The organism is Aeromonas sp. R1-2, assembly GCF_040908505.1.
Taxonomy (GTDB): domain Bacteria; phylum Pseudomonadota; class Gammaproteobacteria; order Enterobacterales; family Aeromonadaceae; genus Aeromonas; species Aeromonas veronii.
In genome coordinates this window covers 85,309-107,535 of the sequence record NZ_JBFODU010000032.1, presented here as the reverse complement: position 1 = coordinate 107,535, position 22,227 = coordinate 85,309, and the positions used below count along the sequence as shown (strand labels likewise).

19 protein-coding genes are annotated in these 22,227 nt (G+C 57.9%); 2 read left to right on the top strand and 17 right to left on the bottom strand.

Annotated elements, in window-relative coordinates:
* Window positions 1–24 precede the first annotated feature (24 nt).
* The gene (locus AB5Y76_RS13140) at window positions 25–1,455 is read right to left on the bottom strand and encodes a sodium:alanine symporter family protein (protein WP_013724018.1); all 1,431 of its coding nucleotides are present in this window, start codon (window positions 1,453–1,455) and stop codon (window positions 25–27) included.
* A 701-nt stretch (window positions 1,456–2,156) separates the two neighbouring features.
* Here AB5Y76_RS13140 and tal point away from each other — a divergent pair.
* Together tal and AB5Y76_RS13130 are read left to right on the top strand one after the other, a co-directional pair.
* Window positions 2,157–3,107 (top strand): transaldolase, encoded by a 951-nt coding sequence (tal, locus tag AB5Y76_RS13135; protein ID WP_005349780.1) that lies wholly within the window; start codon window positions 2,157–2,159, stop codon window positions 3,105–3,107.
* A 160-nt stretch (window positions 3,108–3,267) separates the two neighbouring features.
* Window positions 3,268–3,450 (top strand): DUF3545 family protein, encoded by a 183-nt coding sequence (locus tag AB5Y76_RS13130; protein ID WP_005338547.1) that lies wholly within the window; start codon window positions 3,268–3,270, stop codon window positions 3,448–3,450.
* Between the two features lie 286 nt (window positions 3,451–3,736).
* On the opposite strand, the gene accA is transcribed toward AB5Y76_RS13130, so the two are convergent.
* The 16 genes from accA to tsf all read right to left on the bottom strand — a co-directional run bounded on the left by accA (window position 3,737) and on the right by tsf (window position 22,227).
* The gene (accA, locus tag AB5Y76_RS13125; protein ID WP_005338549.1) at window positions 3,737–4,687 is read right to left on the bottom strand and encodes an acetyl-CoA carboxylase carboxyl transferase subunit alpha; all 951 of its coding nucleotides are present in this window, start codon (window positions 4,685–4,687) and stop codon (window positions 3,737–3,739) included.
* Between the two features lie 15 nt (window positions 4,688–4,702).
* The gene (gene dnaE / locus AB5Y76_RS13120) at window positions 4,703–8,182 is read right to left on the bottom strand and encodes a DNA polymerase III subunit alpha (protein ID WP_263717468.1); all 3,480 of its coding nucleotides are present in this window, start codon (window positions 8,180–8,182) and stop codon (window positions 4,703–4,705) included.
* A gap of 38 nt (window positions 8,183–8,220) precedes the next feature.
* Window positions 8,221–8,811 (bottom strand): ribonuclease HII, encoded by a 591-nt coding sequence (rnhB, locus tag AB5Y76_RS13115; protein ID WP_120414974.1) that lies wholly within the window; start codon window positions 8,809–8,811, stop codon window positions 8,221–8,223.
* A 118-nt stretch (window positions 8,812–8,929) separates the two neighbouring features.
* Window positions 8,930–10,069, bottom strand: a complete 1,140-nt coding sequence (gene lpxB / locus AB5Y76_RS13110) for a lipid-A-disaccharide synthase (protein WP_263717467.1) — start codon at window positions 10,067–10,069, stop codon at window positions 8,930–8,932.
* Window positions 10,062–10,853 (bottom strand): acyl-ACP--UDP-N-acetylglucosamine O-acyltransferase, encoded by a 792-nt coding sequence (lpxA, locus tag AB5Y76_RS13105; RefSeq protein ID WP_005338557.1) that lies wholly within the window; start codon window positions 10,851–10,853, stop codon window positions 10,062–10,064. Before lpxA ends, lpxB begins: the two co-directional genes overlap by 8 nt.
* 5 nt (window positions 10,854–10,858) lie before the next feature.
* Window positions 10,859–11,320: a 3-hydroxyacyl-ACP dehydratase FabZ gene (gene fabZ / locus AB5Y76_RS13100; protein ID WP_005338559.1), complete on the bottom strand. Its 462-nt coding sequence runs from the start codon at window positions 11,318–11,320 to the stop codon at window positions 10,859–10,861.
* A 24-nt stretch (window positions 11,321–11,344) separates the two neighbouring features.
* Complete coding sequence (lpxD, locus tag AB5Y76_RS13095) at window positions 11,345–12,364, bottom strand: UDP-3-O-(3-hydroxymyristoyl)glucosamine N-acyltransferase (protein ID WP_088869967.1); 1,020 nt, start codon at window positions 12,362–12,364, stop codon at window positions 11,345–11,347.
* Between the two features lie 3 nt (window positions 12,365–12,367).
* Entirely contained in the window at window positions 12,368–12,880 is a 513-nt protein-coding gene (locus tag AB5Y76_RS13090; protein ID WP_005338563.1) for an OmpH family outer membrane protein, read from the bottom strand.
* 149 nt (window positions 12,881–13,029) lie between these two features.
* Window positions 13,030–15,564, bottom strand: coding sequence for an outer membrane protein assembly factor BamA (bamA, locus tag AB5Y76_RS13085; protein WP_263717466.1), 2,535 nt, complete (start codon window positions 15,562–15,564; stop codon window positions 13,030–13,032).
* A gap of 34 nt (window positions 15,565–15,598) precedes the next feature.
* A complete protein-coding gene (gene rseP, locus AB5Y76_RS13080) occupies window positions 15,599–16,951 on the bottom strand; it encodes a sigma E protease regulator RseP (protein WP_263717465.1) in 1,353 nt (450 codons plus the stop codon).
* Window positions 16,951–18,147, bottom strand: a complete 1,197-nt coding sequence (gene ispC / locus AB5Y76_RS13075; RefSeq protein ID WP_263717464.1) for a 1-deoxy-D-xylulose-5-phosphate reductoisomerase — start codon at window positions 18,145–18,147, stop codon at window positions 16,951–16,953. The genes rseP and ispC overlap by 1 nt, the downstream gene beginning before the upstream one ends.
* A complete protein-coding gene (locus tag AB5Y76_RS13070) occupies window positions 18,147–19,004 on the bottom strand; it encodes a phosphatidate cytidylyltransferase (protein WP_026034918.1) in 858 nt (285 codons plus the stop codon). The genes ispC and AB5Y76_RS13070 overlap by 1 nt, the downstream gene beginning before the upstream one ends.
* A gap of 27 nt (window positions 19,005–19,031) precedes the next feature.
* Entirely contained in the window at window positions 19,032–19,808 is a 777-nt protein-coding gene (gene uppS, locus AB5Y76_RS13065) for a polyprenyl diphosphate synthase (protein ID WP_005338574.1), read from the bottom strand.
* Window positions 19,809–19,880: 72 nt separating this feature from the next.
* The gene (frr, locus tag AB5Y76_RS13060; RefSeq protein WP_005338576.1) at window positions 19,881–20,438 is read right to left on the bottom strand and encodes a ribosome recycling factor; all 558 of its coding nucleotides are present in this window, start codon (window positions 20,436–20,438) and stop codon (window positions 19,881–19,883) included.
* A gap of 101 nt (window positions 20,439–20,539) precedes the next feature.
* Complete coding sequence (pyrH, locus tag AB5Y76_RS13055) at window positions 20,540–21,274, bottom strand: UMP kinase (RefSeq protein ID WP_005338577.1); 735 nt, start codon at window positions 21,272–21,274, stop codon at window positions 20,540–20,542.
* Between the two features lie 71 nt (window positions 21,275–21,345).
* Window positions 21,346–22,227, bottom strand: coding sequence for a translation elongation factor Ts (gene tsf / locus AB5Y76_RS13050; protein WP_005338578.1), 882 nt, complete (start codon window positions 22,225–22,227; stop codon window positions 21,346–21,348).

The following is a 22,227-nucleotide window of genomic DNA, read 5'->3' as shown; positions in this document are numbered from 1 at the left end:
TCAAGAGGTTTGACTCACCGCTTGTTATTTTTTGGTCGGATTGTCCCAGATCCCCTCTTCCAGCTGGGAGCGGATCTCGGGGTATTTGTTGGCATCGAAGGTGGGCACCTTGCCCAGCCGGAGCTGGTCGTTGTAATCCTTGGCCAGCTTGATGGCAACGCTGGAGAGCAGCAGGATCGCCACCAGGTTGACGATAGCCATCAGTCCCATGGAGACATCCGCCATCGCCCACACAATCGGCAACTCACCCACGGCACCGAACATCACCATCCCCAGCACGAACACCCGGAACAGCATCAGGCCGCCCTTGTGGTTGTGCTCGAGGAACACCAGATTGGTCTCGGCATAGGAGTAGTTCGCCACGATAGAGGTGAAGGCGAAGAAGAAGATGGCCGCCGCAATGAAGATGTTGCCACCGCTGCCAATCTGGGAGGAGAGCGCCCGCTGGGTCAGCTCGACACCGGTCACCCCGGAACCCGGCTCGAACTGACCGGACATCAGGATGATGGCGGCGGTACAGCTGCAGATGACGATAGTGTCCATAAAGACCCCCAGCATCTGCACATAACCCTGGGAGGCCGGGTGCGGCGGATAGGGAGTTGCAGTCGCCGCAGCGTTGGGCGCAGAGCCCATCCCCGCTTCGTTGGAGAAGAGACCGCGCTTGATACCGTTGATCATCGCCTGGGAGATGGCATAACCCAGCGCACCCGAGCCTGCCTGCTCAATCCCGAAGGCGGACTTGATGATCAGCATGAAGACATGGGGCAACTCGGTGATGTTCATCGCCACGATCACCAGCGCCAGCAGGATGTAGGCCAGCGCCATAAAGGGCACTACCAGCTCGGCAAAACGGGCGATGCCACGAATGCCGCCGAAGATAATCAGGCCGGAGAGCGCCACCAGCGCCAGACCGCTGACCCAGTCAGGAATGCCAAACGCCACCTTCATCGCCAGACTGATGGAGTTGGCCTGCACCGCGTTGAACACCAGGCCAAATGCCAGGATCAGGCAGAGCGAGAAGACCACCCCCATCCAGCGCATGCCAAGGCCTTTCTCCATGTAGTAGGCCGGGCCACCACGGTAGTTGCCATCCTCATCCTTGACCTTGTAGAGCTGGGCCAGAGTGCTTTCAACGAAGGCGGTCGCCATGCCGATAAAGGCAATCAGCCACATCCAGAAGATGGCGCCGGGGCCACCCAGATAGATGGCGACAGCCACACCGGCCAGGTTGCCGGTGCCGACACGGGCGGCAAGGCTGGTACAGAGGGCCTGGAAGGAGGAGATGCCTGCGTTGTCCGATTTACGGCTGTTTTTCAGCACGGAAAACATGTGGCCAAAGTGACGGATCTGGATAAAACCCAGGCGGAAGGTGAAAAAGATACCGACCCCGATGAGCAGGTAGATGAGCACGGCTCCCCACATCAGGTCGTTTAGCATCGCAATCAAGGTGTCCATAATTCTCTCGTTGTTATTCACATCCATGGCCAGTCTGCGCTGACCGTTTTCTGTCTGTCGTTTAATTAGCGTTTCGCTAAAGGGGCGGAATCTAGCACAGGGGGAGAGCCCGGAATAGTGATCCCGGTCACGCGAGACACAAAAAACGAACGGTAAAAGCCCATAAAGCTCCATTTAAATCGCAAACTTTCAACAAACTCAATAATTCAATCAGACAGGCCACCATTAAGCCCCATAAGAGAACCTTTTTGATATATCCCTGATGAGCTATGCGAAAACGCAAACGCTTGCATGAAATGGCTTTCAAACGGAGACATTTCGCCAAACGTTTTCGCTGTAATTAAATTTCAAGTACGTAGCGAGATAATTTATGTGATCGACGACACAAATATGGATATTGGCTAAAAAAGTTCAGCTGAAAGCAAACCGGAGTGAGGTCGGAATGAAATGTAAAAAACCTTACTAATCATATAGTTTCAAGCCATAAAACGGGATAACTCAACAGCCTGAATGTTTAACAACCAAGCGTCCCTATTGCAGGATGCAGCACATCAGTATTAATTAGGCAGGCAATGACGATGGGCCGCCCCCATCGCGCTTTTCTGAGCCTGAGGCACCAAGATCCTGTAATTTTATTTCAGAACCACCGTCTCAAGCCCGCAACCCAGGGATTACTCCCTCATTAAGAGATGATATTCGCTATGGCCGATAAATTAACCCAGCTGAAAGCCCTGACCACTGTTGTTGCCGACACCGGTGATATCGAAGCCATCAAACGCTATCAGCCCATCGATGCCACCACCAACCCCTCTCTGGTTTTGAAGGCCTCCGAGATCCCCGAGTACGCTCCGCTGATCGAAGACGCCATCAAGTGGGCCAAAGCCCAGAGCCAGGACAAGGCACAGCAAATCATCGACGCGGGCGACAAGCTGGCCGTCAACATCGGTCTGGAAGTGCTGAAGATCGTTCCGGGCCGTATCTCTACCGAAGTGGATGCCCGTCTCTCCTTCGATACCGAAGCCAGCATCGCCAAGGCCCGCAAGCTGATCCGTCTTTACAACGAAGCGGGTATCAGCAACGACCGCATTCTGATCAAGCTGGCCTCCACCTGGGAAGGGATCCGTGCCGCCGAAGTACTGGAGAAAGAGGGTATCCAGTGCAACCTGACCCTGCTGTTCTCCTTCGCCCAGGCCCGTGCCTGTGCCGAAGCCGGTGCCTTCCTGATCTCCCCGTTCGTGGGTCGTATCCTCGACTGGTACAAGGCCAAAAATGGCCGTGATTACACCGCCAGCGAAGATCCGGGCGTGGTCTCCGTCACCTCCATCTACAACTACTACAAGCAGCACGACTACCCGACTGTCGTGATGGGCGCCAGCTTCCGCAATACCGGCGAGATCCTGGAACTGGCCGGTTGCGACCGCCTGACCATCGGCCCGGCCCTGCTGGAAGAGCTGAGCAAGACCGAAGGCGCCGTGGTACGCAAACTGGACTACACCGGTGAGCGCAAGGCCAAACCGACCCCGATGACCGAAGCCGAATTCCGCTGGGAACTGAACCAGGATGCCATGGCTCACGAGAAGCTGGGCGAAGGCATCCGCATGTTCGCCATCGACCAGGGCAAGCTGGAAACCATGCTGGCAAGCCGCCTGTAATCGGTTCTTTTTTCTGATAAAAACCGGGCCCCTAACAAGGGGCCCGGTTTTTTTTCATGGGCTTTTTTAGCGCTGTCATAGAGTCGTCACGAAAACGTTTTAATTTCAGATTCGTTATGTTATACGGGTGGTGAAAACGATAAAAACCAAGGAGGGAGCCATGGAAATGTTCAACTTCGATTATGACGAGGTGGTTGAACTCGGTTCGCGTAGCCGCGGGACAACGGGAAAAAAACGTAAATGGCGTGAAATCGAGGCGTTGAAAGACAAGCACCGCCTGCAGAAGGAGCTGCAATCCATCGATATCGCCTATGAAGGTCTTACAGACGAGATTGAACTGTAATACCGCCAGACACCTGTAAAAGCGCTCCGCATAGTCGGGGCGCTTTTTTATGCCGCTATCGGATGATCAAGCGGCTTGTCATGCCACCGCTAGCGATGCCAAAGGATGCTGCAGGCTACTGGCAGCCCTCACCAACGGTATGGTATACCAACCCTTCCCCTCACCCGCGAAGAGTGAGCAGCGCCGTTTCAGGGCGCGTTGGCACAATCACCGCAAGACAGGTCATCAGCAATAAAAAACCCCCATCGATGACGGGGGCCTGAATAGTCGGGGTTGACGGCAGCGCTTAGCAGTAGCCGTAGCCCAGCAGACGCTGGTAGCGCTGCTCCAGCAGTTGCTCGGTATCGAGCGGACGCAGGGCGTCCAGATCCTGCTTGATGCGGGCCTTGAGGTTTTTGGCCATCTTCTCCACATCGCGGTGGGCACCGCCGAGGGGCTCGTCGATCACGTGGTCGATCAGCTTGAGCTCTTTCAGACGCTGGGCAGTGATACCCATCGCTTCGGCAGCCACAGAAGCCTTGTCGGCGCTTTTCCACAGGATGGAGGCACACCCTTCCGGCGAGATGACGGAGTAGGTGGAGTACTGCAGCATGTTGACCCGGTCACCCACGCCGATTGCCAGCGCACCGCCGGAGCCGCCTTCACCGATCACGGTGCAGACCACCGGCACGGTCAGACCGGCCATCACTTTCAGGTTGCGGGCAATCGCCTCGGACTGACCACGCTCTTCGGCACCGACGCCGGGGTAAGCGCCCGGGGTATCGATAAAGGTGATGATAGGCATCTTGAAGCGCTCGGCCATCTCCATCAGACGCAGGGCCTTGCGGTACCCTTCCGGACGCGGCATGCCGAAGTTGCGCTTGATCTTCTCTTTGGTCTCACGACCCTTCTGGTGACCAATCACCATCACAGGCTCACCGTCGAGACGGGCGATGCCGCCGACGATAGCCTTGTCATCGGCATAGGCGCGATCGCCAGCCAACTCGTCGAAATCGGTGAAGATATGCTCGATATAGTCAAAGGTGTAGGGGCGCTGGGGATGACGCGCCATCTGGGATACCTGCCAGGCACCCAGATCACCGAAGATCTTCTTGGTCAGCTCTTCGTTTTTCTTCTCCAGCCGGCGGATCTCGTCTTTCAGATCCACGGCGTGATTGCCTTCACTCACATGTTTGAGTTCATCAATCTGCGCCTGCAACTCGGCAATCGGCTGTTCAAAATCCAGAAAAAGACTCATAGGGCCTTAGAACCTCTAATCAAAAACCAATTCAACCCGCTCTCGTCCAAGCAGGACTCGCAAGTCATCTATCAGTTGATCGGTGGGCGTCACCCGCCACTCGGTACCGAGCGTCAATCGCACCCGGGAGCCGGGGCGACGATAGTTTACCTGAACCGGACAGACTCCGGCACGGGCGGGCTCCAAAATCTCGCACAAACGCGGGAAAAAGCGATCATCAATCCGCTGTTCATTGAGGGAGATGCGGATTGCTCTGGCAAAACGCTCCCTCGCATCGTTGATATCCAGTAATTCTCGAGCCGACATTTTAAGGCCACCAGAGAAGTCATCAAAGCTGACCTGTCCAGAAACCACCAAAATGCGGTCTTTTTGCATCAATTCTTCATATTTTTCCAGCGCTTCACTGAACAGGGTCACATCGAGGCGACCGGAACGGTCGTCCAGGGTGAAGATCCCCATCTTGTTGCCACGCTTGGTCACCATGCTGCGGGCCGCAATCACCAGCCCCGCCGCCGTGGTCACGGTATCGCGGGAGGTGGGATGCAGATCGCACAGGCGACCCGAGGTATAACGACGCAATTCGCTGCTGTACTGGTTGATGGGGTGGCCGGTGAGATAGAGCCCGAGGGTCTCGCGCTCTCCTTCCAGCCACACCTTGTCAGGCCAGTGCGGCACGTTGGCAAACGCCTTCTTGACGTCGTCAATCTCTTCGGTGAGCACGCCGAACATGTCGACCTGCCCCACCGCCTGCGCCTTGGCGTGCTGCTCGGCGGCACGCATCGCCTCCTCCAGGGTCGCCATCAGGGCGGCACGGTGGGGGCCGAGCCGATCCATGGCGCCGGAGAGGATCAGCTTCTCCATCACCCGCTTGTTGAGCTTCTTGATGTCGACCCGGTTGCAGAAGTCGAACAGATCGCGGAACGGGCCGTCCTGATCCCGGGCGCTCAAGATCGCATCGATGGGGCCTTCACCGACCCCTTTCACCGCCCCGATCCCGTAGACGATATGGCCATCTTCGTTGACCGAGAAGCGATAGCGGCCGGTGTTCACATCCGGCGGGATCACGGTCAGCCCCATCCGCTGACACTCATCCACCAGGGTCACGATCTTGTCGGTGTTGTCCATATCGGCGGTCATGACCGCCGCCATGAACTCGGCCGGGAAGTGGGTCTTGAGCCAGAGGGTCTGGTAGGAGACCAGCGCATAGGCGGCGGAGTGGGATTTGTTGAAGCCGTAGCCCGCAAACTTCTCCACCAGATCGAAGATCTTCATCGCCAGTTCGCCGTCGACGCCATTCTTGACGGCACCCTCCTCGAAACCGGCCCGCTGCTTGGCCATCTCCTCGGGCTTTTTCTTACCCATCGCCCGACGCAGCATATCCGCGCCACCCAGGGTATAACCCGCCAGGGTCTGGGCAATCTGCATCACCTGCTCCTGATAGAGGATGATGCCGTAGGTGGGCTCCAGAATCGGTTTCAGGCTCTCGTGCTGCCACTTCTCGTCCGGATAGGAGATCGCTTCATTACCGTGCTTGCGGTCGATGAAGTTATCCACCATGCCAGACTGGAGCGGGCCCGGTCGGAACAGGGCCACCAGTGCGATCATATCTTCGAAGCAGTCGGGGCGCAGCCGCTTGATGAGATCCTTCATGCCGCGGGATTCCAGCTGGAATACCGCTGTGGTCTCGTAGCGCTGCAGCAGGTCGAACGACTTCTTGTCATCGATGGGGATGGCGGCAATGTCCACCGGTGGCTTGCCCTCTTTGGCAAGACGCGGGTTTATCATGCCGAGCGCCCAGTCGATGATGGTGAGCGTTCGCAGACCCAGGAAGTCGAACTTCACCAGACCGGCGTACTCCACGTCGTTCTTGTCGAACTGGGTGACCGGGTGATGGCCTTCGTCATCGCAGTAGAGCGGCGCAAAGTCGGTGATCTTGGTGGGTGCGATCACCACGCCACCGGCGTGTTTACCAGCGTTGCGCACCACCCCTTCCAGGCGGCGAGCCATGTCGATGAGGTCTTTGACCTCCTCATCCTGCTCGTAGAGCTCGGGCAGCTTGGGCTCGGCCTCGAATGCCTTGGCGAGCGTCATGCCCGGATCCGGCGGGATCAGCTTGGAGATACGATCCACAAAGCCGTAAGCGTGGCCCAGCACCCGGCCCACGTCCCGCACTACTGCCTTGGCCGCCATGCTGCCGAAGGTGATGATCTGGGAGACCGCATCCCGGCCATACATGTCGGAGACGTGCTCGATCACCTCGTCGCGTCGGTCCATGCAGAAGTCGACGTCGAAGTCGGGCATGGATACCCGCTCGGGGTTCAGGAAACGTTCGAACAGCAGGTCAAATTCCAGCGGGTCGAGGTCAGTGATCTTGAGGGCGTAGGCCACCAGAGAACCCGCCCCCGAGCCCCGGCCCGGGCCAACGGGAATGCCGTTGTCCTTGGACCACTGGATAAACTCCATCACGATGAGGAAGTAACCCGGGAAGCCCATCTGGTTGATCACTTTCAGCTCGATGTCGAGACGCTCGTCATACTCGGGACGACGCTCGGCCCGCACTTGCGGATCCGGGAACAAGAACTCGAGACGCTCCTCCAGACCCTCTTTCGACTTGGCCACCAGAAAATCTTCGGTAGTCATGTCGCCGGTCGGGAAGTTGGGCAGGAAGTACTCGCCAAGACGCACCGTCACGTTGCAGCGCTTGGCGATCTCCACCGTGTTTTCCAGCGCTTCGGGAATGTCGGCAAACAGCTCGGCCATCTCCTCCTGACTGCGCAGGTACTGCTGGGGGCTGTAGCGACGGGGACGGCGTTTGTCCATCAGGGTATAGCCATCGTGGATGGCAACCCGGATCTCGTGGGCGTCGAAGTCATCGGCGTTGAGGAACACCACCTCGTTGGTGGCGACCACCGGCAGCTCGAACTCGGTGGCAATGGCCACCGCCATGTGCAGATAGACCTCTTCGTCGGGTCGACCGGTGCGCAGCAGTTCGAGGTAGTAGGCATCGGGGAAGTGGGTCTGATAGAAGGCGACACACTGCTCGGTCATCTGCCGGTTGCCCTTGAGCAGGAACTTGCCCACATCCCCCTCGCGCCCGCCAGAGAGGACGATCACGCCCTTGGCATGCTCGGCGAGCCAGCTCTTGTCGATAACCGGCCGCCCCTGCACGTGGCCGCGCTGGTAACCGCGGGAAATAAGCAAGGTGATGTTCTGGTAGCCGTCGTTATCCATGGCGAGCAGGGTGAGACGGAACTGCTCGTCGCCGAGCTCATCGCTCTGCACCCAGAAGTCGGCACCGACGATAGGCTTGATCCCCTTGCCGTGGGCGGCACCATAGAAGCGCACTAGACCGCACATGTTCATCTGATCGGTCAGCGCCAGCGCCGGCATGTTGTTGGCCGCCGCCGCCCCGACGATGGGGTTGATCTTCTGCAGGCCATCGACCATGGAGAAGTCGGAGTGGACTCGCAGGTGGATAAAACGGGGTTCAGCCATCGTCATCTCCTCTCGCTGCTCAAACTAAATGGCATGGTCTACTCGATCCCCAGTGCGCGGCGCACCGGTTTGAAGCTCTTGCGATATTCTGGCAACGGGCCACGCTCGGCCAGAATGGCGAGGTGCTCCGCAGTCGGATAACCCTTGTGACGGGCAAAACCATATTCAGGATGACGGCTGTCCAGCTCGGTCATCTCGCCGTCGCGGGTCACCTTGGCGAGGATAGAGGCGGCGCTGATGGCGGCCACCAGGCTATCGCCCTTGACCACGGCACGCGCTTCCATCGGCAATGCCGGGCAACGGTTGCCATCGATAAAGACCAGCTCGGGGGTGACCTTCAATCCCGCCACGGCGCGCTGCATCGCCAGCATGGTGGCATGCAGGATGTTGAGCTCGTCGATCTCCTCCGGAGTGGCACGACCGATGGCCCAGGCGAGCGCTTTCTCTTTGATCTCGTCAAACAGCGCCAGCCGCTTCTTCTCGGAGAGCTTCTTGGAGTCAGCCAGTCCGACAATGGGATTGGCGGGATCGAGAATGACCGCAGCGGTGACCACGTCACCCACCAGGGGGCCACGGCCCACTTCGTCCACACCGGCAACCAGCTTGTCGTCAGGAATATCGATCATCATCTTGTAGCCTTGAATCAAAACAGGCCCCGTGGGGCCTGACAGGGGTCGACTGGCGCGGCATTACCGCTCGAAAACGGATTAACGGGCTGCGCGGCGCAATCGACGGTCCGAAATAGCGTTATCTGCCGAGCAGATCCGCCACCGCATCGGCGGCCTGCGAGTCGGCATTGCAGCGGATCAGCTGGTGCAGCTCGGTGAAGGTGTTGACCAGCGCACTGTTGTCGTGCTCGAAGTACTTGCTCACCTCTTCCACCAGATTCTCCGCGGTGCACTCGTGCTGGATGAGTTCCGGCACCAGCATGCGACCGGCAAGCAGGTTGGGCAGAGAGACAAATTCGGTCTTTACCAGTCGCTGGGCCAGCCAATAGCTGAAGGGCTTGAGCTTGTAGCCCACCACCATCGGCTTTTTCACCAGCATGGCTTCGAGCGCCGCGGTGCCAGAGGCCAGCATCACCACGTCAGCGGCGATCATCGCCTCGCGGCCCTGCCCTTCCAGCAGCACCATGTCGAGACCCGGCGCTACCTCAGCCTTGATGGCCATAAACTGCTCGCGCCGTTTCTGGTTGACCAGCGGCACGATGAAGCCGAGATCCGGATAGCGCACCATCAGGTGTTTGCACGCTTCGAGAAACAGGGGGGACATAAAGCCCACTTCTGCGGTGCGGCTGCCCGGCAGCACTGCCAGCCAGCGGCGATTGGCATCGATACCGAGATTGCGACGCACGGCAGCCTGATCCGGCACCAACGGAATATCGTCCGCCATGGTGTGACCGACAAAACGGCAAGGGGCGTCGAAGCGGTCGTAGAAGGCTTTCTCGAACGGCAGGAAGGCGAGCACCATGTCGGTGGCAGCCTTGATCTTGTGAATGCGGTTCTGGCGCCAGGCCCACACAGAGGGGCTGACATAGTGAACCGTCTTGATACCGGCGCGGCGCAGTTTCAGCTCCACTCCGATATTGAAGTCCGGTGCATCCACGCCGATGAAGATATCGGGCGGATTGGCAATAAAGTGGCGCAACAGTTCGCGACGGACCTTGAGGATGCGCGGCAGACGGCCCAGCACCTCGGTGATCCCCATGACGGAGAGCTCTTCCATCTCGAACAGCGCCTTGACGCCGAGGGCCTGCATCCGCGGCCCGGCGATCCCTTCAAACTGCGCATCCGGGTAGCGGGCTTGCAGCTCGCGCACCAGACCGGCAGCCAGAATGTCGCCGGAGACCTCTCCGGCGACGATACCGATACGAACCGGATCAGGCACGGATGATCCCGCGCTCGTTATCTTTGAGGAAGTCCACATAGAGCTGGACGGCCGGTTCGGCTTGCGCCATCTCGATCAGCACAGGCAGCACCTCTTCGATGGTCTTGCCGGAACGGAAGATCTCTTTGTAGGCACGCTTGACGGCAGAGATGGCCTCGGCGCTGAAACCGCGGCGACGCAGACCTTCGGAGTTGACCCCGAACGGCTTGGCATAGTTGCCGGCAGCCATCACGTAAGGCGGCACATCCTTGTTCAGGGCGGCGCAGCCACCGACGAAGGCGTGGGAACCGACGCGGCCGAACTGGTGAATGGCGGAGAGACCACCAAAGATCACGAAGTCACCGATCACCACGTGGCCCGCCAGGGTCGCGTTGTTGGCGAAGATGCAGTTGTCACCGATGATGCAATCGTGGGCAACATGAACGTTGACCATGAACAGGTTACCGCTGCCCACCTTGGTCAGGCTCTGATCCTGAATGGTGCCGCGGTGGAAGGTGCAGTTCTCGCGAATGACGTTGTTGTCGCCAATTTCGAGGAAGGTGCGCTCACCGGCGTACTTCTTGTCCTGGCAATCCTCACCGATGGAGGTGTGCTGGAAGATCTTGTTGCCGCGACCAATCTTGGTCGGGCCCTTGATCACCACATGGGAACCTACCCAGGTGTTGTCACCGATTTCCACCTCGGCGCCGATGACAGAAAAGGGGCCGATTTCAACCCCTTTACCGATCACGGCAGACTCATGGACGATGGCAGTATCGTGAATGATGGCAGTCTGGTCGATCACGTGTGTTAAACCTCGCGTTTGGCGCACATCAGCTCGGCGGTACAGACCACTTCACCGTCGACGGTGGCGACACCGGTGAACTTGGCAATACCGCGACGCTCTTTCAGGAACTCCACGTCCAGCACCAGTTGGTCACCGGGGCCGACCGGGCGCTTGAAGCGAGCGTTGTCGATTGAGGCAAAATAATAGAGTTCGTTGGGAGACGGCTTGCCCACCATGGTAAAGGCCAGGATACCGGTGGCCTGTGCCATCGCTTCCAGGATCAGTACGCCCGGGAACACCGGCTTGGCCGGGAAGTGCCCCTGGAAGATCGGCTCGTTGAACGAGACGTTCTTGATGGCACGCAGGGTTTTGCGCTCATCGCTGATCTCGTAGTCGTCTACACGATCCACCATCAGAAACGGATAACGGTGGGGCAGCAGATCCATGATTTCCTGGATACCCAGGCTCTTCTTTTCAGTAGTCAAAACAGTACCCTATACCAATCGTGATTATTCTTGATCCAGCTTCTTCTCAAGCTTGCTTAACCGCTTGTGCATCTCTTCAATACGCATCACCCGGGCGGCGGTCTTGCGCCACTCTTTATTGGTTTGCAGAGGGATGCCGGAAGAGTAGACACCGGGCTCGGTAATGGGTCGCATCACCATGGCCATACCGGTAACGGTGGCCTGGTCGCAGATCTCCATATGCCCGTTAAAGACGGAAGCGCCGCCAATGATACAGTATTTGCCGACCTTGAGACTACCAGCCATCACGGTAGAGCCCGCCACGGCGGTGCCGTAACCGATCTCCACGTTGTGGGCGATCTGGCACTGGTTGTCGATGATGACGTTGTCAGCGATGCGGGTATCTTCCAGCGCACCGCGGTCAATGGTGGTACAGGCACCGATCTCGACCCGGTTGCCAATGGTCACACCGCCGAGCTGGGGGATCTTGATCCACTCGCCACGCTCGTTGGCATAACCGAAACCATCGGCGCCGATCACTGTGCCGGATTGAACCAGACAGTCGGTACCCATGGTCACATTGTGATAGAGGGTGACGTTGGCCCACAGCCGGGAGCGTGCTCCCAGCCGGGTATTTTTGCCAATAAAACAGCCCGGGCCAATGCGTACATCGTCACCCAGCACGACGCCGGATTCGATCACTGCATTGGCGCCGATGGCCACTCTCTCGCCCAGTTGCACGTCAGCCGCGATAACGGCGCTCGGATGGATATCCGTGGCCGGCTGCGGGGTGGTGTCCAGCAGTTGGGCTACCCGGGCAAAGCCCACATAGGGGTCTTTGAGCACCAGGGCATTGGTGGGACAAAATGGCAGATCCGCTTCTGTAATGAGCACGGCGGTCGCCTTGCTCTGCTCCAGATAGTGCCGGTACTTTTTGTTGGACAGGAAGGTGATATCCCCCTCCCCGGCCTTTTCCAGTGTCGCTACCTTGCGGATTTCCAGGGTTCCGTCGCCATGGACCTGGGCCCCCAGTTGCTGGGCCAGCTGTGCGAGAGTGAATGCCATCAATTAGTTGCTCTTGCTTACCTGAGAAATAACCTGGCCGGAGATGTCCAGCTTGCTGGCAGCATACGGGGCGGCATTGCGCTCCAGCACCAGATCGTAACCATTGCTCTTGGCGATGGAATCGATGGCTGCCTGCACCTTGGTCAGGATCTTGTTGCGCTCTTCGGACTGACGGCGGCCGTTGTCCTGCTCAAAGGCTTGACGCTTCTGGTTGAACTCCATCTGCAGCTTGGCCAGCTTCTCCTGGTTCTGCTTCTTCTGCTCGGCGCTCATGAAGGCCTCATCCTTGCGGAACTTCTCGACCAGCTTCTGGCCTTCCTGTTCCAACTTCTGCAGCTCACGCATGCGCGGCTCGAATTCACCTTTCAGCTTGGCTGCAACGGCTTCACGCTGGGGCAGCTTTTGGAAGACTTCGCCCATATCAACCACGGCGATCTTGGTCTCAGCGAAGGCAGAACCCATGCCGGCAGCCATCAGTGCAAAGCTCAAACCAGCTACTTTCAACGCTTTATTCACACTTACTCCTTGTTCCCTCATGGCGAGGGCTACCTGATTTACCCGATTATGCAAGCGGCGTTAGGACCGTCTTGTTACCTGGTGAGGCACGCATACCGCGCGTCCCATCATTGAAGACCCCCACCGCATGGGTGGGGGCGAAACTCTGCTTAGAAAGTACGACCGATGTTGAAGGAGAAGAACTCGGTACGATCCCCTTCGTATTTCTTGATCGGCTTGGCCAGGGCGAACACCAGCGGACCCATCGGCGAGAGCCACTGCAGGGAGACACCGGCAGAGACCCGGATATTGCCCGGGCTGGAGTAGTCCTGGCTCAAGTAATTGCAATTAGAACTGGCGGCACAAGGATATGCCCCGTTGGCAAAATCAGTGCTCCAGACAGTACCTGCATCGACAAATGCGGTGGTACGGATCTGCGGACGATAAGTCTCGGAGACGAACGGGGTCGGGAAGACCAATTCAAATGACGCAACGGCTAAGGCATTCCCCCCTACAGAGGTATCGGAACCTTCGTACAAGCAAGAACCGTCAGCATTTGTCTGACAGGTCGGACTTTGCCCAGCAACACTTGGCTTGTTATAGACCTTGTAGATCGCCTTAGGACCAATGGTATTGCTCTTGAAGCCCCGAACCGTATCGAAACCACCGGCATAGTAGTTCTCGAAGAACGGCAGCATGGGATCATCACCATAGCCATTACCGTAGGAGATACGCCCCTTGCCGATCATCACCCAGCTATGATCCGCATCGAGCGGGAAATAATGGGCATCTTCGGCAGAGAGCTTGTAGTACTGCAGCTCCATGCCCGGCACAGTCACCTTGGCGTTGACACGCTGACGCTCACCGGCGGTCGGGAACATCCCCTTGTTCAGGGTGGAGCGGGTCCAGCCAGCGGTCAGATCGACGGTCACGAAGTCAAGGTTGGCGCCATCCTGTGAGTAGATATTCCAGAACTGATCCATCTGCACCGACTGGCGATTATCGTTCCACTGGTTCCAGCAATAGTCAGTATTATTCTCATTTTCCTTCAAACACTGCGCATAATTCTGGGCATTAAAAGACGGACGGCTCAGCTTGGTGCTCTCGATACCGGTACTGAAGTCGAGACGGTTGAACTCGTTGACCGGGAAGCCGCTGGAGAGACGGAAACCGATGGTTTCATTCTCGTAATCAACGATATCGGCATCATCGGCGCGGAACTGGTTGTAGTAGACCCGACCACCCAGGCTGACACCATCCACGGTGAAGTAGGGGTCGTTGTAGCTCAGGTCAACGTTCTTGGAGTAGTCGTTGGTGCTGGCGTTGATGGAGACCTTTTTACCGGTACCCATAAAGTTGTCCTGGGAGATCCCCGCCTGCAGGCTCAGACCCGATTCGGTACCGTAACCGATACCTGCGTTGATGGAGCCTGCTGGCTGCTCCTTGACCTTGAAGTCGAGGTCAACCAGGTCATCGTTGCCCGGCACCCGTTTGGTGTCCACTTCGACGCTCTCAAAGTAGCCAAGGCGGTTGAGACGGCTCTTGGACTGCTCGATGTTGTCGGAGGAGAGCCAGGTGCCTTCCATCTGGCGCATCTCGCGACGCAGCACCTGGTCTTCGGTGGTGGCGTTACCGCTGAAGTTGATGTTACGCACATAGACACGGGGGCCCGGCTCAACGTTGACGATCAGCTCGACTTCCTTGGTCTTGTCATTGATCTGCGGGAAGGTGACCACTTTCGGATAGGCGTAGCCGTAACGGCCGAGGAACTTGGAGAGCACCTCTTCGGTATGAGTCACCTGGCTGGCGGAGTAGGTGCTGCCGATGGCGATCGGGATCAATCCCTTCATCTCGCCACCGCGATCGATCAGGTCACCCTTGAGCTGGACACCGGAGACCTTGTACTGATCCCCTTCCTTGATGTTGAGGGTGACGTAGACGCCCTTCTTGTCGGGGGTCATGGAGACCTGGGTAGACTCCTGCTGGAAGCGGATATAGCCGCGGTCCATGTAGTAGGAGCGCAGGGTCTCGATATCACCGGCCAGTTTCTGCTTCTGATAGCGCTGGTCGGCGGTAAAGTTCCACCAGGGCACTTCGTCGCGCAGGGAGAGCTGAGCAATCAGCTTCTCTTCAGGGAAGACGCTGTTGCCGACGATGTTGATCTGCTGGATCTTGGCCGCTTCCCCTTCCACGAAGGTAAACTTGAGGTCGACCCGGTTGCGCGGCAACGGGGTGACGATGGCCTTGACCTTGGCGGAGTATTTACCCACGCCATAGTAGAAATCTTCCAGTCCCTTCTCGAGGGAAGTGAGTACGGTGCGATCCAGCGGATCGCCCACACGGATACCGGAGGACTCCAGACTCTGGGTCAGTTGCTCCTCTTTGATATCCTTGTTGCCGGCAAACTCGATGCTGGAGATGGTCGGACGCTCCTTGACCATCACCTGCAGCACCTGGCCGTCACGGTAAACCTTCACATCCTCGAAGTTACCCGAGGCATAGAGCTTTTTGATGGCGCTGGCCAGAGCCACGGAGTCGACGGTATCACCGACCCGGATCGGCAGGTTCAACAGTGCGGCACCCAGGGTCACCCGTTGCAGACCTTCGACCTGGATATCTTGCACCACAAAAGAGGCAGGGGCCGCCTGGGCCAGGAAACTGGCACCCAGCAGGCAACTCAACACCAATGCTTTTTTAACAGCCATTTTGTTCTTATGTGTCCTTGTTGATGCTCTGGCCTCAGAGGCGAGCGAAATCGTTAAACAGCGCAATGCCCATCAATAACATCAGAATGGCGGCGCCGATCCTGAAACCCACTTCCTGTATTTTCTCTGATACCGGCTTGCCGGTGACCGCTTCGATCAGGAAATAGACCAGATGGCCACCATCGAGCACCGGCAGGGGGAACAGATTGATAATCCCCAGGTTGACGCTGATCAGCGCCAGAAAACTCAAGAAATAGACCAGACCATAGTCGGCACTGCTGCCGGCGCCCTTGGCAATGGAGATGGGGCCGCTCAGGTTGTCCAGCGACACGATGCCACCGATCAACTTGCCAATCATGTCAAAGGTGAGCGTGATCAGGCTCCAGGTCTTGTCCGCGCCATGCCACAGCGCCTGCAAAGGCCCATACTGTAACAGAATTCGATATTCATCCGGTAATGGAACCAGTTGCGGCGAGAGACCGACGAATCCTACCAGCTTGCCCTGCACCTTGCGGCTATCCGGGGTCAGGGTCACGTTGAGATCACTGTTGTTGCGCTCAACCACCACTTGTAGGGGTTCGCCCGGAGCCTGCTGCACCAGCTCGACAAACTGGGCCCACGCGGTAATAGGCTGATCGCCGACCTGTTTGATACGGTCACCGACCTGTAGCCCCGCCTTTTCACTGGCACTCTTGGCCACCACTGCAGCCACGACGGGCAGCACTTTGCCACTCAGGGGGACAATTCCCAAGCTGCCGATGGGCGACTCTTTATCCGGATCGAAGGTCCAGCCGGTCAGCGACAAGGTTTTATCGGTGGTATAGCTGGTATTGGGTGCCTGCACCTTGAGAGTCACAGCATCGTCACCCAGATGGCTGATAAGGGCGTAAGTGACGCTCTCCCAGTCACCGGTCTGCTCATCGCCGACCCCGACAATCTCCATCCCCGGCAGCACACCCGCCTCGGCTACGATGGATGCCGGACGCACTTCACCGATCACCGGCTTGACGCTCGGCACCCCGATGATAAACATCAGCCAGAGGGCAAACAGGGCAAACACGAAGTTGGCCATGGGACCCGCGGCGACAATCGCCATTCGCGCCCAGACACTCTTGTGGTTGAAGGCGTACTGCTCGTCACCGGGTTTGAGCTCATCGACCCGGCCATCGAGCATCTTGACGTAACCACCGAGGGGGATCAGCGCCAGCACATATTCGGTGCCATCTTTACCCATCCTGCGCCAGATCGCCTTGCCAAAACCGATGGAGAAGCGCTCAACCTTGACGCCACAACGACGGGCCACCCAGAAGTGACCAAACTCGTGCACCGCGACCAGCAGGCCCAGCGCAACAACAAAGGCACCGATATTCCACAACACACCGCCCATCAGCCAAGCTCCTCAATCAAAGTGTGAGCACGGGCTCTTGCCGCACCGTCCAGGGCAAACAGATCATCGAGAGAGCCGACTGCGCTGCTCTCCAGCGCCAGCATCACTGCCTCGTTGATCCGGGCAATATCCATAAAACCGATGCGCCCGGCCAGGAAGGCGGCAACCGCCTCCTCGTTGGCTGCATTAAGCGCAGTAGTCGCCGCTTGTCCCTTCTGGCAGGCATTGATGGCCAGCGCCAGACAGGGGTAGCGTTCGTAATCAGGCCGGATAAAGCTGAACTCTCCGACACTGAAGAAATCCAAAGGTTCCACACTGGAGGGGATGCGATTGGGATAAGCCAGCGCATGGGCGATGGGGGTACACATATCCGGATTGCCAAGCTGAGCCAGCACGGAGCCATCCTTGTACTGCACCATGGAGTGGATCACCGACTGCGGGTGGATCACCACCTGGATCTGCTCGGGCGCCGCATTGAACAGCCAGCGCGCCTCGATGTACTCCAGCCCCTTGTTGATCATGGTGGCGGAGTCGACCGAAATCTTGGCCCCCATAGACCAGTTGGGATGAGCGATGGCCTGCGCCGGCGTCACCTTCGCCAGCTCGCTGATCTCGGTGTAACGGAACGGGCCGCCAGAGCCGGTCAGCAAAATCTTGCTGATCCCCGCCGCAGCCAGATCGCAAAAACCGGGCTGGCGCTGCACGGCAGTCGGCAGACACTGGAAGATGGCGTTGTGTTCGCTGTCGATGGGCAGCAGCTCGGCGCCATGTTCGCGCACGGCCTCCATGAAGAGAGCACCGGACATCACCAGCGCCTCCTTGTTGGCCAGCAAAATACGCTTGCCGGCACGCACCGCGGCCATGGTCGGGGCCAGACCGGCCGCACCGACAATGGCGGCCATCACGCTATGGGCGTCGGGGTGAGCGGCAACCTCGCAAAGGGCTGCTGCACCAGACATGACCCGGGTCGCACTGCCGTGCGCTTTCAGACGGGCAGCCAGTTCGCGGGCGGCATCCTCATCGACCATCACGGCAAAACGGGGGGAGAATTCGAGGCAGTCCCGCAACATGGCATCCACGTTGCGGGCGGCGGTCAACGCCAACACTTGCCAACTGCCCGGGTTATGGCGCAGCACTTTCAAGGTACTCTGACCGATGGAGCCGGAGGCCCCCAGAATAACCAGTGACTTGTGCATCAAAACTCCTGACTGAGTAGCAGATAACTGAGCAGAAACACCGGCAGGGCGGCGGTCAGGCTGTCGATCCGGTCGAGAATGCCGCCATGACCCGGCAGCAGGGTGCCGGAGTCCTTGATGCCCGCTTCGCGCTTGAACATGCTCTCGGTCAGATCACCGAGTACGGAGGCAAGCACCGCCAGCAGAGAGCAAAACAGCACGGTGATCATCTTGGCAGGAACAAATCCCATCGACCAGGTGACACCGATGGCCAGCAGGCTGGCGGTAAAGAGGCCGCCACACATCCCTTCGATGGTTTTGCCCGGACTGACGGCGGGGGCAAGCTTGTGTTTGCCGAACGCCTTGCCGAAAAAATACGCGCCAGAATCTGCCGCCCAGACCAGTCCCATCACGAACAACAGGATCCAGGCCCCCATCATGGGGTCATGGTAAAAGTTGTAACCACGGATGGCGACCAGCGACCAGAAGAAGGGAACCAGGGTCACCAGACCAAACAGCGACTTGAGCCAGATAGACTCTTTCCACAGCTTGGCGCTTTGGGGATAACGCAACACCAGCAGCAGACCCAGCAGCCACCAGCTTACCGCAGTCCAGAGCACGCCCATCACCAGGGGGTGCAGGTGGGGCGTCCAGAGTTGCTCCACCGGCAACCAAAAGAGGCTGGCACCGAGCAACAGACAAAATACGATGGGTAACCATTGCTGCGGAGCAGCAGAGACAAACCCACTCCATTCACGACTGGCCAACAAAAACACCAGCGCAGCCAACAGGGCAAAAAATTTCAATGGCAGAAAGAAGAGCGCCCCCAACACCAGGGGGATCAACATCAAAGCAGTAATAATTCGTTGTTTTAGCAAAAGAAACCTCTCTCTTGGGAGCGGGGTTTAGCCGGTCTGCTGCTCGGCGATCAATTCCCGTATCTGTTCACCCGTGCAACCGAAGCGACGCTCGCGGGCAACGAAAGAGGCGACAGCCTCACTGAACTCGGCCTCGTTGAAATCGGGCCACAATACCGGGGTAAAATAGAGCTCGGCATAGGCGAGCTGCCATAACACAAAGTTGCTGATGCGATGATCGCCACCAGTGCGGATCAACAGGTCCACAGGTGGCAGATCGGCCATGCAAACCTCGCGGGTCAACATGGATTCATCAATGTCGTCAGCGGCCAGTTCACCGGCCGCCACTGCTTTGGCCAGCTTGCGGGCCGCCTGGGCGATATCCCACTGGCCGCCATAGTTGGCCGCAATGTTCAGGGTCAACCCCTTGTTATTGGCGGTCAAGGCCTCCGCCTTGGCGATTTTGGCCTGCAACCGCTCACTAAAGCGAGCAGTATCGCCAATCACCTTGAGCCGGATCCCGTTGTTGTGCAGTTTCTGCACCTCACGACCCAGCACTGTGATGAACAGTTCCATCAAGGCACTGACCTCCCCTTCCGGGCGGCGCCAGTTCTCGCTGGAGAATGCAAACAGGGTCAATGCCTCGATCTTGGCACGCGCAGCAAAGGTAACGGCCTCGCGCACTGACTTGACGCCCGCCTTGTGGCCATAAACCCGCATCTTGCCTCGGTTCTGGGCCCAGCGACCGTTACCATCCATGATGATGGCGACGTGACGGGGTAAAGACGAGTTGGCACAATCACCCAACGCAGCCAAAAGCGACATGTAATTCTCCCACAAAGACAAAAGCGCCGTGCAGGGGCACTACACGGCGCTCGTAATATACCTTTCAGACGGTTAGATTTCCATTAGCTCCTTCTCCTTTACGGCAAGGGCCTCATCGACCAGCTTGATGTAGGAGTCGGTCAGTTTCTGGATCTCTTCCTGGGCGCGACGGTCATCGTCTTCGGAGATCTCTTTGTCCTTCAGCAGCGCTTTCAGATCAGCGTTGGCGTCACGACGGATGTTGCGCACGGCAACACGAGCGTTTTCCGCTTCGGCACGGACGATCTTGGTCAGGTCACGACGACGCTCTTCGGTCAGCGGCGGCAGCGGCACGCGCAGGGTCTGACCATTGCTGGACGGGTTCAGGCCCAGATCGGAGGTCAGGATCGCCTTCTCTACCGCCTGGATCATGGAGCGGTCAAAGATGGAGATGGAGAGGGTGCGAGCATCTTCTGCCACGACGTTGGCCAACTGTTTCAGCGGAGTGGCAGCACCGTAATACTCAACCTGGATGCCGTCGAGCAGGCTCGGGTGAGCGCGGCCGGTACGGATCTTGGACATTTGAGTCTTGAGCGCTTCTACGCTCTTGCCCATACGGTCCTTGGCGTCGTTTTTAATCTCGTTGATCACAGTGGTTTTCCTTTTGGCGAACGAGCCGCTACACGGCCCGTGTCTATCTTATTTACTGACGTGATGGATAGGATAAGAGCGCCAGGTGGCTCACTTTTATCTTATTTACCAACGTGGTGGATCAGAGTGCCTTCCGGTTCACCCATGACAACCCGGCGCAGGGCACCCGGTTTGTTCATGTTGAACACGCGGATCGGCAGATCATGGTCACGTGCCAGGGTAAAGGCAGCAAGATCCATCACCTTGAGCTCTTTTTCAAGAACTTCATCATAACTCAGTTCATGATACAGCACGGCATCCGGATTCTTGACCGGATCTTCGTTGTATACACCATCAACCTTGGTGGCTTTGAGTACCACGTCAGCTTCGATCTCGATCCCGCGCAGGCAAGCCGCAGAATCGGTAGTGAAGAAGGGGTTGCCGGTACCGGCAGAGAAGATAACGACTTTGCCAGCACGCAGCTGGCTGATTGCCTCGGCCCAGCTGTAGGAGTCGCAGACGCCTTGCAGAGAGATGGCAGACATCAGACGGGCATTCACATAAGCACGATGCAGGGCATCACGCATGGCCAGACCGTTCATCACGGTTGCCAGCATACCCATGTGGTCGCCCACCACGCGGTTCATGCCCGCTTTGGCAAGACCGGCACCACGGAACAGGTTGCCGCCACCGATGACCAGACCGACCTGAACACCCAACTCAACCAGTTCTTTGATCTCTTGGGCCATCCGCTCCAGCACCGCCGGATCAATGCCGAAACCCTCGGATCCTTGCAGGGCTTCACCACTCAACTTCAGAAGAACACGTCTGTATGCAGGTTTGGGATTGGTACTCATGTCACTGATTCCTGGTCATATAAAGACCGCGACATAAGTCGCGGTCTGGGGAAACGGAAAAACCGGTTCGATTAGGCCTTTTGAGCGGCCGCGATTTGGGCTGCAACTTCAGCAGCGAAATCGGTCTCTTGCTTCTCGATGCCTTCGCCCACTTCGAAACGGGTGAAGGAGACAACGTCAGCGCCTTCTTTCTTCAGCAGCTCGGCAACGGTCATGGAAGGATCTTTCACGAACGGTTGACCAGTCAGGGAAACCTCACCGGTGAACTTCTTCATGCGGCCTTCAACCATCTTCTCAGCGATCTCTTTCGGCTTGCCGGAGTTGATGGCGATGTCGATCTGGATTTCGCGCTCTTTGGCAACGACTTCAGCAGACACGTCTTCAGGCTTGACGAATTGCGGGCTGTTGGCAGCAACGTGCATGGCCAGATCTTTGGCCAGCTCGGCAGAACCACCGGTCAGCTTGGTGATAACACCAATGCGGGAACCGTGAACGTAGGTACCCAGGTTGTCACCTTCAACCAGCATCACGCGACGCAGGTTCATGTTCTCACCGATCTTGGCGATCAGGTTGGTGATGGTCAGCTCGACGGATTCGCCGTTACCGAAGTCAGCGGCTTTCAGCGCGTCAACGTCAGCAATTTTCTGGGTCGCAGCGATGTCAGCGATCTTCTGGCCCATTGCCATGAAGCTGGCATCTTTGGCGACGAAGTCGGTTTCGCTGTTCAGCTCGATCATGACGGCAACGTTGCCTTCGGTGCGAGCAAAGATAACGCCTTCAGCGGCGATACGGCCAGCTTTCTTGGCGGCTTTGGCCTGACCGGATTTGCGCATGTTCTCAATTGCCAGCTCGATATCGCCAGCAGCTTCTTCCAGTGCTTTTTTGCAATCCATCATGCCAGCGGCAGTGCGCTCGCGCAGTTCTTTTACCAGGGCGGCAGTAACGTTAGCCAT